This window comes from Dinoroseobacter sp. PD6 (genome assembly GCF_028807315.1).
In the GTDB taxonomy this organism is placed as follows: domain Bacteria; phylum Pseudomonadota; class Alphaproteobacteria; order Rhodobacterales; family Rhodobacteraceae; genus Dinoroseobacter; species Dinoroseobacter shibae.
The window spans coordinates 144,951-158,196 of sequence record NZ_JARAMN010000001.1 but is presented as its reverse complement, the minus strand read 5'-3'; the positions used below and the strand labels follow the sequence as shown (position 1 = coordinate 158,196).

Here is a 13,246-nt window from a genome sequence, read left to right as displayed (position 1 = left end):
TCGCCCGGAGACGGCGCGGTCTAGGCTCTCGTCCATGTTCCGTTGGCTCAAGAATTCTCTTCCCCGGCGTCTCTACGCGCGCGCCGCCCTGATCCTCATCCTGCCGATTGTGACGATTCAATTGGTGGTGTCGATCACCTTTTTGCAGCGCCATTTCGAGGACGTGACCCGGCAGATGACGCGCTCGGTGGTGATCGAGGCGCGCCTGCTGCGCGAGACGATCGAAACCGAGGGCCTGCTGCGGGCGCAGCAGCTGGCACGGGCGCTGCGGATTTCCCTGGCCCCGCTCGATGCGGCCCCGCCGGTGGAAAACCGGCGCCTGTTCTATGACGTCTCGGGCCGCACGGTGATCGAGGTTCTGCGCGGGGAGCTGGACGGGGTCGGTCTGCTGGATCTCGAGGACAACGACCGGGCGCTGCGGTTCAGCCTGGACACCGAGGTCCTGCCCGTGATGATCGAGCTGGACCGGCGTCGCGTGTCGGCCTCCAACCCGCATCAGCTGCTGGTGCTGATGATCCTTGTCGGGGTGCTGATGACGGTGGTGGCTTATATCTTCCTGCGCAACCAGTTGCGACCGATCGCCAGGCTTTCCAAGGCTGCGGAGGCCTTCGGCAAGGGGCGCGTGGTGCCTTACAAGCCCTCGGGGGCACTGGAGGTCCGCGCCGCGGGCCATGCCTTTCTCGAAATGCGCGCCCGGATCGAGCGTCAGATCGAACAGCGCACCATGATGCTGTCGGGGGTGAGCCACGATCTGCGCACGCCGCTGACCCGGATGCAGCTGGAACTGTCGATGCTGCCCCCCTCGCCCGAGGTCGCCGCGCTGGAACAGGACGTGCAGGACATGTCGCGGCTGCTGACCACGTTTCTGGATTTCGCCCGGGCCGATGCGCTGGAGGATGCGAGGCTGGTCAACCCGCTCGACCTGGTCGAGGGGATCGTGGATCAGTACAAACGCACGGGCGGCAAGGTCAGCTTCACGCGCCCGGCCCTGCCCGAAGGCGCGCCCGAGCCGCAGGTATCCCTGCGCCCCATGGCGCTGGAGCGCGCGCTCGACAACCTGGTCGGCAATGCCCTGCGCTACGGCACCCATGCGCAGGTCTCGGTGGATCTCTTCCAGGCTGCTGTGCGGTTCTCGGTCGAGGATGACGGCCCGGGCATCCCGCCCGATCAGCGCGGCCAGGCGCTCAAACCCTTCGCGCGGCTCGATGCCGCCCGCAATCAGAACGCCGGGACCGGCGTCGGGCTCGGGCTGGCCATTGCCGCGGATGTCGCGCGCAGCCACGGGGGCGCGCTGCGGCTGGGTGTTTCGGACAAGCTCGGCGGTCTCAAGGCCGATCTTTTGATTGCACGGTAAAGCGCGCGTTGCGCGCGAAAACCTCTGCGATCTGCGCCCGCACCGCGCCGCCGGTCATGGTCCTGAGGTGGCGATAGGCGTCCGCCTTGGCGCGCCGTTCTGTGCCGCCGCATAACTCCGCACCCGCGTGGTAGTAGCCCAGGCGCGACAGGTTCCGCAGCGCGAATGCGAGTGTTCTGAGAAACCTCATTTCCCCCTCCATCTCGTCCACCTGAAGAATGGTAGGGCAGATTGTCGCAGATTCCATCCGAATTGCGCCGAACATCCGGCGTGCGCGCAGCCGGTGTCGCGCATTCTGGCGATCCGGCTGACGGTGGCGCGTGGGGACGCGTGCGACAGCTTCGGTAAAGATCTGGCCCGTTTCACAAGGCGTTATGCGGCAACCCCCCGGGACGGGCTGCCGCCCGAAGACCGAAATCCTTGCGTCGGGCGCGTAGCTGCGCCTAATCTGGTCTTGGTTAACAAACTGTTTACAAGTTGAGGAGTTACGCCCTGCTACGCCACGCGATTTTCGGAGCCGTGACCCTCGCCGCCATGACCACCATGGGTCCGGCACAAACACAGACGGGACCAACAGAGGCCGCGTCGGAGGTGCAAGGCTTGTCGGAGCAAGCCGCGTCCTTTCGCCGGGTGATTGCGGGTCTGGAAGGCGAAATCGCCGATCTCGAAGCCGCGCGCAGCCTGGCGCAGCAGGATCTGTCCGCGCTGCAAGGCAATGCAGACGGCCTGCGAACCACTCTGGCCGAGATGCAGGCGCAAGCGGCGGACGCCCGACAACAGCTCGCGGACCTGGACGCGCAGGCAGCTGTCGCAAAGGCCGCGCTGTCCGATTTGCGCGCGCAGACGGACGCAGACCGCGCCACCCATGAAGGCGTGCTGTCGGACCTGGCGACCACGGAAGCCGCGCAGGCCCAACTGGCTCGCGAACTGGCCGATCTGCGGGCGACCCGCGCCGAAATGGAAAGCGCAATCGCCGACGCCAACACCGAGCTCGACGCGATAAAGGCCGAGTATCTGGCCACGGCAAATCTCGTCATTGCGGCGCAGGCCCAGCTCGACACGCTCACGGCACAGGCCGATGCACAACAAGCCGCCGCGCGAACAGCTTCACAGGACTTGCAAAGCGCACAGGCGCGCGCGGCAGAGGTCAAGGAGGCGCTCGCTCAGGCCGCGGCGCGGGAACAAGCCGCTCTCGCCGCGGCGCAGGCGGCCGAAGCCACGGCGCAGGACGCAGAGGCCCGTGCTGCAGAAGCGGTGCGCGCGCACGACGCCGCGCAAGCCCGGCTCGCGACCCTGCAGGCCACGCTTGACCAGACCGAGGACCGCCCTGGCACGACGACCGCCGCCCTTGCAGAGCGCGAAGCCGAGGAAACCGCCGCCCGCGCCACCCTCCGACAACTGACCACGGAGACATCCGAAGCAGAACAAGCCTTGGCCACCCTGACCGCGGACATCGCCGAATTGCGCGCGGCACGTGCCGCCCTCGCGGCTGCGCCCGCGCCGGAGCCGGTCGCCCCGGCCCGGACAGAACCGCCGACCACGGGTTCGCCGAACGCGGTTCTCGCGCGCGGTACTCCGAAACCGGTACAACGGGTCAACCTGGCGGTGGCCCAGGCCCCCGGCCTGGAGGCCGCGAGCCCCCAGGATTTGCAACGCCTGCGGACCCTTCTGACGGACGGGGTCTGCACCCATGACGCGCTGATTAGCGTGTTCACCACCGTGAACCGGCAGACCCTGGTCTCGCTGGTGCGGGATCTCGGTCGCTGCTGAGGCGCCATCGCCCCGGGCTATAAAAGGACACATCATGAGTATTTTGAAACGTCGCCTCTTCCAGATCGTCCGCGCCGGTCTCGCCCTGCTGCTCGGCTCCGGCGCGGTCGCCGCCCAGGAGTTCGAAAAGAACATCCTCACGGGCGGCCCCACCGGCACCTATATCCAGATCGGCCGCGACATCTCCAACCTGGTGGACCAATGCGGACAGACCCTCAACGTGGTTGAAAGCGCGGGCTCGCTGGAAAATTTCCTCGGCGTGCGGCAGCGGCGCGCCACCCAGTTCGGCATCGTGCAGAGCGACGTGCTGGAATACCTCAAGACCTATTCCGCCAGCGACCAGAACATCGCGCGCGCCATCGCCGGGGTACGCATCGCCTTCCCGCTCTACAACGAGGAGGTCCACCTGCTGGCCACGCGGGACATCGCGACGCCTGCGGACCTCGCAGGCAAGCGCGTGGCCATCGGCGTTCAGGACAGCGGCACCTTCCTGACCGCGTCGCTCTTTCTCGACCTTCTCGAAGTGGACGCCGGAGAACTGCTGACCATCGGGCCGGACGCGGCCATGGCGCAACTCCTCGCGGGCGAGATCGACGCGTTCTTCTACGTCGCGGGGGCCCCAACGCGGCTGTTCTCGGAAACCGAGATCGATGCCAACCGGTTCCACCTCGTGCCGGTCGATGACCCCTTGCTGGAGGCGGTCTACCTGCCTTCCGAAATCCCCGCCGGAACCTATGCCTTCCAGGCCGAGCCGGTGCCCGTGGTCGCGGTCAAGGCGGTGCTGATGACTTACGAATACATCCCGCAGCGCAACGCCTATCACCGGGCGAGTTGCACCGCGGTGTCGGATGTCTCCAACCTCATCCTGAACGGGTTCGCCGAGTTGCAGGCCAGCGGCCATCCGAAATGGCAGCAGGTGGATCTCAACGACATCCCCCCCGGATGGGATGTCTCCTCCTGCGTCAATGACGGTCTGGTGGCGACATACCAGCCCAACTGCACCCGGGCGCGCCCCGCCATGACCTCACCCGAAAGCGCGGCGAACGAAGCTTACCGGAACCGGATCTGCGCGGTCATCGGCTGCTGAGCGAGACCGGGCCGCGCGCCGGGACCGGTCTAATCCCCTGCCCCGGCGATGGGCTGCCACGCGGTCTCGGCCCCCCCGTCGGTCCGCACCCGCCATTGCGCCGTACCCTCCGGGACAGAAACGGCAACCGCGCTCAGGCGGGTCTCGGCAAAGGCGATGGCCGTGCCGTCGGTATCGGCGAGCTCCAGAATGAATTGCGCGCCCACGCCCTGCCAGACAAACTCGCCCGGCGTACCAGCCACCACCGCGGCCCCCAGTGGCACCACGCTTTGCACGGCGGGCACCACATCGGCAGCGCGGCTGTCCTCGGCCAGAATGCGCGCGGGCTCCTCGGCAACCGCGTACCAGCGCGCCGCCATATCCGGTGCGAACGGCACCCCGTCCCCGGTCTCGTAAAGCTGCGCCAGAAAGGATGCCGCGCGGGTGTGCCCCCGCAGGGCCGCGCGCGAGTAGTTCACGGCAACCTCGGCAGGGTCGTCGCTCTCCAGCGCGGCGAGAAAGAAGGTCGTTGCCTCCGCCGCATCCAGCCTTTGCGGCTGCAGGCGCACCGGATCGGGCGCCTTCGGGTCCGGCATCGTGTTCGACACGGTCTGCGCCGCCGCGAAGGCATCGTCGGCGATCTTCTCGCTGACCGCCAGGGCCGCCAGCGCCGCCTCCGCGGCCTCAGCCTCGGATTGTAACCGGGCGAGCCGGGCCTGCTCTGCGTCGATCTGCGTGCGCATGACGTCAAGCTCCGCGTCGGTCTCCACCCGAACGGACTGCGCCTCGGACACCGCATCCTCCACGGTTGCAAGCTCGCGTGTCCGCGCATCCAGCCGCGCGGCGATCTCGGCCAGTTCCGCCTCCGCGGAGGCCGCGGCGTCCTGCAAGGCCTGCAGCCTCTGTTCCGCCTCCGCGACGGCGGCCTGCGCCTCCGTGGCTTCGGCACTTGTCCCCGCATCCTGCGCCAGATCCTGCGCGATCCCGGTCGCGTCAGGGGCCGGCAACACCTCGCCACTGCGCGGGTCCTCACCCGTGACGGCGCCGTCTCGCAAGACCGGGAACACATCCAGACTGTAGAGGATAGCCGCGCCGCCCACCAAGGCCGCCGCGACCAGCGCCCCCGTGACCACGCGCCGGGAACTGACCGGCCGCACCTCCGCTCCGGCCGTGGACGGCAGCGCTCCGGCCCCGGGCGCTTCCGGCATCGATGGCTCGGGCAACGCCGCCGCCTGGTCCGGGCGCGCGGCCGCGGGCTTGCGCGGCGCGGCCGGCCTCTGGGTGCTGGTCTTCAGGGTCTCGATCAGCGCGCGTTCCAGCCGCATGCCTTGCGAGGCACTGACCTCGATTTCCGGCCCGCCCCGGCCCTTGGGCGCTTGCGCTGGACGCGCGGACGACGGTCCACCGGCACGGCCCGTCGCAGCCTGCGCCTCGGGCGCGCGCGGCGGTTTCGCCGCTGCCCCTGCTGCCCCGGGAAAGCTCATCGCACCGCTCGCCAGCGAGACATCGCGCAGAATCTCGCGCACGAGATCCGCCTCGATGACGCGTTTGTCTTCCTGCGCCGCCGTGAGCAGGACCAGATCACACGCCTTGTTGATAAGCCGCGGAACACCCTCGGCGTGGCGGTGGATCACCGCGACAGCCTCCGGGGTGAACAGATCAGGCCCCACATGACCCGCCCGCGCCAGCCTACCGGAGACATAGGCAGCGGCCTCGTCCTTGGACACCGGCCGCAGCCTGAGCGGCGGGCGCAGCTCCGCCTCGAACGGCTCCAGCGCCGGGGACGCCAGGCGCGCCTCCAGCGCCCCCAGCCCCACCAGCAGCAGCCGACAGCGCACGGCGCCCTCCGTATCCCGCACCAATGACAGCAGCGCGCTCGCCGCCGCGTCCGACAGGGATTGCGCCTCGTCCACGATCAGCACGGTGGCGCAGCCCCCATCCGTCCCATCGGCCAGAAGCGCCTCGAGACGGGCGCGCGCCGCTTCCGCCGGGCCGTCGAAGGCCTGCCCCTCGAGGCTGCGCAGGGCATGCGCGATCGCCTCCTCCGCCGTGTTCAGCTGGACGGAGATCAACCCGACACGCCCCCCCTGCTCGGCGATCAGGCGCTCCTGCAGGGCATGGGCCAGCGTGCTCTTGCCCAGACCGATATCGCCCAGCAGGATCGAAACCGGCGGCGCTTGCGGGCGCGTGTCCAGAACCGCATCGAGAACCGACTGGTGCTGTGCGGACCAGATCAGGAACGCCGGGTCCGGCGAGGTCGCAAACGGGCGCTTGCGCAGGTTGAAATGCTCCAGATACATGACCGATTGTCGCCAATTCCCACCAGCTCTTTAACATCATTCGCTTTTTTTCGGGCTGTGTAAACAACCGCCCCCGGCGCGACCGGCTCAGAAGAAGCTCTGCGGGTCGATGTCCACCGCCAGGCGCAGGTTCGGCCCGGTCTTGACCTGTCCCACCCAGCGCGCCAGCGCATCCTGCAACGCCACCCCTTTTGGGGCCGTCACCAGCAGCCGCACCCGGTGCCGGCCGCGAATGCGCGCGATGGGCGCCGGTGCGGGGCCGTAGACCATCGCCCCCACCTCCGAGAGCGGCGCGTGATTGCGCGCCAGCGCATTGCCCAGGTCGAACACCTCCTGCAAGTCAGGGGAGCTCAGGATGATCCCCGCCATCCGGCCATAGGGCGGCATTCCAGCCGCGTGCCGCTCCCCCGCCTCGGCGCGCCAGAACGCCTCTTCGTCGCCGGTCAGGATCGCGCGGATCACCGGGTGGTCCGGCTGGTAGGTCTGCAACAGCGCCTCGCCCCGCTTTTCCGCCCGCCCGGCGCGCCCCGCCACCTGCCGCATCAGCTGGAATGTCCGCTCCGCCGCGCGCAGGTCCGAGCCTTGCAGCCCGAGATCGGCGTCGATCACCCCGACCAGCGTCAGCAGCGGGAAATTGTGCCCCTTGGCCACCAGCTGCGTGCCGATGATGATGTCCGCCGCCCCCTCGGCGATCTCGACGATCTGGGCCTTGAGCGCGCGCGCCGAGCCGAACAGGTCCGACGACAGCACCGCGATCCGGGCGTCGGGAAACGCCTCCGCCGCTTCCTCGGCGAGCCGCTCCACCCCCGGGCCGACCGCCGCCAGCTTGCCCTCTGCCTCGCAGGACGGGCAGGCTTCGGGGATCGCGCGCGTGGCGCCGCACTGGTGGCACATCAGCCGCTTCTGGAACCGGTGCTCCACCATGCGCGCATCGCAGGTCTCGCAGCCGATCTGGTGCCCGCAGGCCCGGCACAAGGTGACAGGCGCATAGCCGCGCCGGTTCAGGAACAACAGCGATTGCTCCCCCGCCTCCAGCCGTGCAGTGACCGCACGTTTCAGGCTGGGCGACAGCCACCGCCCGAAGGGCACCTCTTCGGCGCGCATGTCGATCGCGGCCATCTCGGGCAGCTCCGCCGCCCCGAAACGCGCCCCGAGATCGACGCGCAGGTACTTGCCCGCCTCCGCATTGGCCCAGGATTCCAGGCTCGGCGTGGCCGAGGCCAGCACCACCTGAGCCGAGGCCAGCGAGGCGCGCAACACTGCCATGTCGCGGGCGTTGTAAAGCACGCCCTCCTCCTGCTTGTAGGAGGTGTCGTGTTCCTCATCGACCACGATCAGGCCGAGATCCTGAAACGGCAGGAACAGGGCCGAACGCGCGCCCACAACGAACCGCGCGCCGCCCTCGGCCACCATCCGCCAGCAGCGCCGCCGCTCGGTCATGGTCACGCCCGAATGCCACTCGGCGGGCCGCGCGCCGAACCGCCCCTCCACCCGCGTCAGGAACTCCGCGCTCAGCGCGATCTCCGGCAGCAGCACCAACGCCTGCCGCCCCTTGGCCAGACAGGCCGCGACCGCCTCCAGGTAGACCTCGGTCTTGCCCGACCCGGTCACCCCCTTCAGGAGCGTGGTGCCGTAAGCCTCCGCCTCGATCCCGTGGAGAAGATGCCCCGCCGCGGCCTCCTGCTCGGGGGTCAGCGGCTTGCCGGGCCGCGCGGGGTCCAGCGGCGGATAGGGCAGGTCGCGGGGTGTGTCCTGCTCGTGGATCGCACCGGCGGCCACCAGCCCCTTGATCACCGAGGCACTGACGCCCGCGGCCTCGACCAGCTCGGCTTGCGTGACCGGCGCCCCGCCATAGGCGGCCAGCGCGTCCATCACCCGCATCCGCGCCTCGGTCATGCGCGCAGGCTCCCCCTCGCCCGCCACCAGAACCTTGCGCATCGACGGTGCGTCGCCCAGCCCCGGCGCGCGGGTCGCCAGTCGCAGCATCGCAGGCATGGGCGTCAGGGTGTAGCGCGCCGCCCGGGTCAGGAACGCGCGCATCTCGTCGCGCATGGGCGGGGTGTCCAGCACCCGCAGCACGCGGCGCAGCTTGGCCGGGTCCCAGTCGCCCTGCCCCGGCCCCCAGACCACGCCGATGACCTTGCGCGGGCCCAGCGGCACCTCGACGAAATCGCCCTGCACGCAGCCCCCCTCCGGCGCCCTGTAGTCCAGCGTCCGGTCCAGCGGCTGCGTGGTCAGAACCGCCACAAGATCGCCCGCCTCAAACCGCACGCCGTCCCCCTTTCGCGCATCCCGCACCTGCGTTATGAGAGCGGTAACACAACCGCAAGCCCGAGGGACCCGAGCACATGAAGTTTTTCGTCGATACCGCAGATGTGGCCGCCATTGCCGAACTCAACGACCTCGGGATGGTCGACGGGGTGACCACGAACCCGTCGCTGATCCTGAAATCCGGCCGCGACATCACCGAAGTCACCAAGGAGATCTGCGACCTGGTGGACGGTCCCGTCAGCGCCGAAGTGGTCGCCACCCAGGCCGACGCCATGATCGCCGAGGGCCGCAAGCTGGCCGAGATCGCCGAGAACATCACCGTCAAGCTGCCGCTGACCTGGGACGGGCTGAAGGCCTGCAAGACGCTCACGGACGAGGGCAAGATGGTCAACGTCACCCTTTGCTTCTCGGCCAACCAGGCGCTGCTGGCGGCCAAGGCGGGTGCGAGCTTCATCTCGCCCTTCATCGGGCGGCTCGACGATCTGAACGTCGACGGGATGGAACTGATCGAGGACATCCGCACGATCTACGACAATTACGGCTACGAGACCGAGATCCTCGCCGCCTCGATCCGCACGGTCAACCACATGAAGGAGGCCGCCCTCATTGGCGCCGACGTCGCCACAGCCCCGCCGGGCGTGATCAAGCAGATGGCGAACCACGTGCTGACCGACAAGGGACTGGCCGCATTCCTGTCCGATTGGGAAAAGACTGGTCAGAAGATTCTCTAATCGTGTAACCTGCGGTCCATAACAGCCAGAGCAGGCTATAAAGAGGATCGCAGGCCCATGACAGACCCCGCGCTGAAGCGCCATGATCTCAAGGAACGGATCATGGCCGAACCGGACGTGATCCTGGAGGATCCCGACCTGATGCGGGCGCTTCTGTCGGCGGACGCGCAGCGGATGGGCGACAATATCGTCGATCTGCGCGGGCTCGCCATGGACCGGCTGCAAGCCCGGCTGGGCCGGCTCGAGGACACCCATCGCAGCGTGATCGCGGCGGCCTACGAGAACCTCGCGGGCACCAACCAGGTCCACCGCGCGGTGCTCAGCCTGCTGGAGCCCCATGATTTCGCGGCCTTCATGCATAATCTCGGGGGCGAGGTCGCGTCGCTGTTGCAGGTGGACGCAATCCGGCTGGTGCTGGAGACCGACGAGGCCACGCCCGACCCCGCGCTCGCCGCCCTCGACGAGGTGCTGAGCATCGTGCCCCGGGGCCGGATCGACACGCTGATCGGCACCCCCAACGGCCTGCCCGCGCGCAAGGTGACGCTGCAGGCGGTGCAGAACCACACCGCGCCGATCTATGGCGAAGCCGCGCCCTATATCGCGTCCGAGGCGCTTCTGCGGCTGGAGTTCGGCGAGGCCCGCCTGCCCGGCCTGATGGCGCTGGGGGCCGAGGATGCCAGCCAGTTCACCCCGAACCAGGGCACCGACCTTCTGTCCTTCTTCGCCAAGGTCGTCGAACGCGCCATCCTGCGCTGGATCGTCTGAGCCGTGGCGCACGCAGCCCTCAGCCCGGCCTGCGCGGACCAGCTGGAGACCTGGCTGACCCGTCTGCGCGCGCTGGACGACGCACCGGCCAGCACGCTCAGCGCCTATCAACGCGACGTGGCCGGGTTCCTGGGGTTTCTCGCGCGCCATGACGGCGGGCTGGCCAGCCCCGCGCGGCTGCGCAGGATCACCCAGTCCGACATGCGCGCCTGGATGGCGGCGGAGCGGCGGCGCGGGCTCGGCGCGCGCTCGCTGGCCCGCGCGCTCTCGGCGGTGAAATCCTTCTTTCGGTGGCTGGGCGAACGCGACGGGTTCGAACCCACCGCGGTGCTGGCCGCGCGCAGCCCGAAATACCAGCGCAAGCTGCCCCGCCCCCTGGCCGAGGATGCGGCCCTCGAGATGATCGCCCAGGTGGAGCTGCAAGCCGCCGACAGCTGGATCGCCGCCCGCGACGTGGCGGTGGTCACCCTGCTCTATGGCTGCGGGCTGCGAATCTCCGAGGCGCTGGGGCTCACCGGGGCCGCCGCGCCGCTGCCCGAGGTGCTGACCATCCGCGGCAAGGGCGACAAGGAACGGATCGTGCCGGTCTTGCCCGCCGCCCGCACCGCTGTCGACACCTATCTGCGCCTCTCCCCCCATCCGCTGGAAAAGGACGGGCCGCTCTTTCGCGGAAAACGTGGCGGGCAGCTGAACCCGCGTGTGATCGCCAAGGTGATGGAACAGGCCCGGATGCAGCTCGGCCTGCCCTCGAGTGCCACGCCCCATGCCATGCGCCATTCCTTCGCCACGCACCTTCTGGCCGCGGGCGGCGATCTGCGCGCGATCCAGGAATTGCTGGGCCATGCCTCGCTCTCGACCACCCAGGCCTATACGGCGGTGGACGCCACCCGGCTGCTGGAGGTCTACAACGCCGCCCATCCCAAGGCCTGAGTCCCGCTCGCCCGGTGTTTCAGACCCGCATCAGCACCACGCCGGTCACGATCAGCCCGGCCGCCAGCAGCTTCATCCGGTCCATCCGCTCGCCGAAGACCAGCCAGCCGATCAGCACAGCGAACAGGATCGAGGTCTCGCGCAGCGCCGCGACCAGCGCGATGGGCGCCCGGGTCATCCCCCAGACCACGATCGCATAGGCCCCGTAGGAGGCCAGCGCCGCCACCCCGCCCTTCAGCCAGTCCTGCCGTCCCTGCGCCGCCAACAGCGACCGGCCCCGCAACGCCAGGACCACCGGAGCGAAAAACACCGCGTCCAGCACGAAGAGCCACGCGACATACCCAACCGCATCCCCGGAGACCCGCGCGCCCATCCCGTCCACAATGGAATACCCCGCCGTGGCCAAGGCCGATCCGAGCGCGAAGGGCAAGAGTGCGCGGTTCTCGCCGAGGCTGAAGATGCCCCGCGCCATCAGCAGGATTCCGCATCCCAGCACCACGACCGCCGCCGCCTCGATGCCGGTGATCACATCGCTCAGGGCGACCGCCCCGATCCCCAGCACCAGTACCGGCGCCGCGCCCCGCGCGATCGGATAAACCCGGCTCAGATCCCCCCGCTCATAGGCAGAGGCCAGCGCCAGCTTGTAGAGGCTGTGAAACACCCCCGAGGCCAGCAGCCAGCCCCAGACCTCCGGGCCTGGCAGGGGACGCGTCAGGGCAATCGCCAGCCCCAAGCCGCCTTGCACCAGCGTCATGATCAGCATCACGGCGATCTTGTCGCCGCCGGTCTTGATCACCGCATTCCACGCCGCGTGCAGGAAGGCGGCGACCAGAACGGCAAGAAAGACATCGAGGGGCATGGGGGATCCGGGCCGGGTGACGGACCCTGCTAGCACGCGGGCCCGCGCCCGCAAAGCGGTCTCAGCCGCGCGGCAGGCCCAGCCGGATCGGTCCCCGGACGGTTGCCGGATCGACCGGGTGCCCGCGCTGGAAGCCCTGCACATGCCCCTCGGCCTGCAGCCGCGCGGCCTCTTCCCGAATCTCGGGCATCAAAGGGCGCCAGTCAGCGGCAAGACCGCGCGCCACCTCCGACGGGCAGAAGGTCTTGCCCGGCCCGCGCCGCGCCGCCAGCGCCAGCAGGGCCGCCCGGATATCGGCGCGGCCCGGGCTCACCCGGCGGCGGCGCGCTTGTCCTCGGTCATGGTATCGAAATCCGCCGCCGAATGTCGCTCATGCAGCTGCATCGCCGGGTCCCCGAAGGTCCGGTTGACCATCCGCCCGCGCTGCACCGCCGGGCGCGCATCGATCCGCTCCGCCCAGTCCAGCACATGGGTATAGCTGGTCACATCCAGGAACTCCGCCGCCTCGTAAAGCCGCCCCAGCACCAGCTGCCCGTACCAGGCCCAGATCGCCATGTCCGCGATGGTATAGACCCCGCCAGCCATCCAGTCGCGCTCCGCCAGATGCCGGTCCAGCACGTCGAGCTGGCGCTTGGTCTCCATGGCGAAGCGGTTGATCGGATACTCCATCTTCTCCGGCGCATAGGCATAGAAATGCCCGAACCCGCCGCCTAGGTAAGGCGCGCTGCCCATCTGCCAGAACAGCCATGAGAGCATCTCCGCCCGCGCCTCGGGCCCGGTCAGAAACGCGCCGAACTTCTCCGCCAAATGCAGCAGGATCGCACCGGATTCGAACACCCGCACGGGTGTCTCCCCGGTCCGGTCCATCAACGCCGGGATCTTGGAATTCGGATTGACCTCGACAAAGCCCGACCCGAACTGGTCGCCATCGTTGATCCGGATGAGCCAGGCGTCATATTCCGCCCCCGTGTGCCCCTCGGCGAGCAATTCCTCCAGCAGCACGGTCACCTTCACCCCGTTCGGCGTCGCCAGGGAATAAAGCTGCAAGCCATGCTCCCCCACGGGCAACGCCTTGTCATTGGTCGGCCCCGCGACCGGACGGTTGATACTGGCGAACTTGCCACCGGACTCGGTCTCCCAGGTCCAGACGGCGGGCGGGGTATAGGTGGGTTCAGTCATGTTCAGGGCCTTCTCTCTCTG

The 13,246-nt window shown here is 69.0% G+C and carries 12 protein-coding genes; 6 read left to right on the top strand and 6 right to left on the bottom strand.

From position 1 onward, the window contains the following. The first annotated feature begins 34 nt into the window (after window positions 1-34). Window positions 35-1,354, top strand: a complete 1,320-nt coding sequence (locus tag PVW48_RS00635) for an ATP-binding protein (protein ID WP_274579826.1) — start codon at window positions 35-37, stop codon at window positions 1,352-1,354. On the opposite strand, the gene PVW48_RS00630 is transcribed toward PVW48_RS00635, so the two are convergent. Then, on the bottom strand, window positions 1,326-1,619 hold the full coding sequence (locus tag PVW48_RS00630) for a hypothetical protein (protein WP_012178592.1): 294 nt from the start codon (window positions 1,617-1,619) through the stop codon (window positions 1,326-1,328). The genes PVW48_RS00635 and PVW48_RS00630 overlap by 29 nt on opposite strands. Before the next feature lie 212 nt (window positions 1,620-1,831). Between PVW48_RS00630 and PVW48_RS00625 the strand changes: the two genes are divergently transcribed. Then, a complete protein-coding gene (locus PVW48_RS00625; RefSeq protein WP_274579825.1) occupies window positions 1,832-3,124 on the top strand; it encodes a hypothetical protein in 1,293 nt (430 codons plus the stop codon). Window positions 3,125-3,158: 34 nt separating this feature from the next. After that, on the top strand, window positions 3,159-4,211 hold the full coding sequence (locus PVW48_RS00620) for a TAXI family TRAP transporter solute-binding subunit (RefSeq protein WP_274579824.1): 1,053 nt from the start codon (window positions 3,159-3,161) through the stop codon (window positions 4,209-4,211). 29 nt (window positions 4,212-4,240) lie between these two features. Here PVW48_RS00620 and PVW48_RS00615 read toward each other — a convergent pair whose 3' ends face one another. Both PVW48_RS00615 and PVW48_RS00610 read right to left on the bottom strand, forming a co-directional pair. After that, window positions 4,241-6,490 (bottom strand): ExeA family protein, encoded by a 2,250-nt coding sequence (locus tag PVW48_RS00615; protein WP_274579823.1) that lies wholly within the window; start codon window positions 6,488-6,490, stop codon window positions 4,241-4,243. An 87-nt stretch (window positions 6,491-6,577) separates the two neighbouring features. Then, window positions 6,578-8,761: a primosomal protein N' gene (locus PVW48_RS00610; RefSeq protein WP_274579822.1), complete on the bottom strand. Its 2,184-nt coding sequence runs from the start codon at window positions 8,759-8,761 to the stop codon at window positions 6,578-6,580. Window positions 8,762-8,838: 77 nt separating this feature from the next. Between PVW48_RS00610 and fsa the strand changes: the two genes are divergently transcribed. The 3 genes from fsa to PVW48_RS00595 are packed head-to-tail and all read left to right on the top strand — an operon-like array spanning window position 8,839 to window position 11,187. Further along, the gene (gene fsa / locus PVW48_RS00605; protein WP_274579821.1) at window positions 8,839-9,492 is read left to right on the top strand and encodes a fructose-6-phosphate aldolase; all 654 of its coding nucleotides are present in this window, start codon (window positions 8,839-8,841) and stop codon (window positions 9,490-9,492) included. Between the two features lie 57 nt (window positions 9,493-9,549). Continuing rightward, a complete protein-coding gene (locus PVW48_RS00600) occupies window positions 9,550-10,257 on the top strand; it encodes a DUF484 family protein (RefSeq protein WP_274579820.1) in 708 nt (235 codons plus the stop codon). 3 nt (window positions 10,258-10,260) lie between these two features. Then, entirely contained in the window at window positions 10,261-11,187 is a 927-nt protein-coding gene (locus tag PVW48_RS00595; protein WP_274579819.1) for a tyrosine recombinase XerC, read from the top strand. A 19-nt stretch (window positions 11,188-11,206) separates the two neighbouring features. Here the strand turns inward: PVW48_RS00595 and PVW48_RS00590 are convergent, their stop codons facing one another. From PVW48_RS00590 to yghU, 3 genes are all read right to left on the bottom strand, one after another. After that, window positions 11,207-12,046: a DMT family transporter gene (locus PVW48_RS00590; RefSeq protein ID WP_274579818.1), complete on the bottom strand. Its 840-nt coding sequence runs from the start codon at window positions 12,044-12,046 to the stop codon at window positions 11,207-11,209. Window positions 12,047-12,107: 61 nt separating this feature from the next. Next, window positions 12,108-12,359, bottom strand: a complete 252-nt coding sequence (locus PVW48_RS00585; protein WP_274579817.1) for a DUF3253 domain-containing protein — start codon at window positions 12,357-12,359, stop codon at window positions 12,108-12,110. Further along, entirely contained in the window at window positions 12,356-13,225 is an 870-nt protein-coding gene (yghU, locus tag PVW48_RS00580; RefSeq protein WP_274579816.1) for a glutathione-dependent disulfide-bond oxidoreductase, read from the bottom strand. Before yghU ends, PVW48_RS00585 begins: the two co-directional genes overlap by 4 nt. Between the last annotated feature and the right edge of the window lie 21 nt (window positions 13,226-13,246).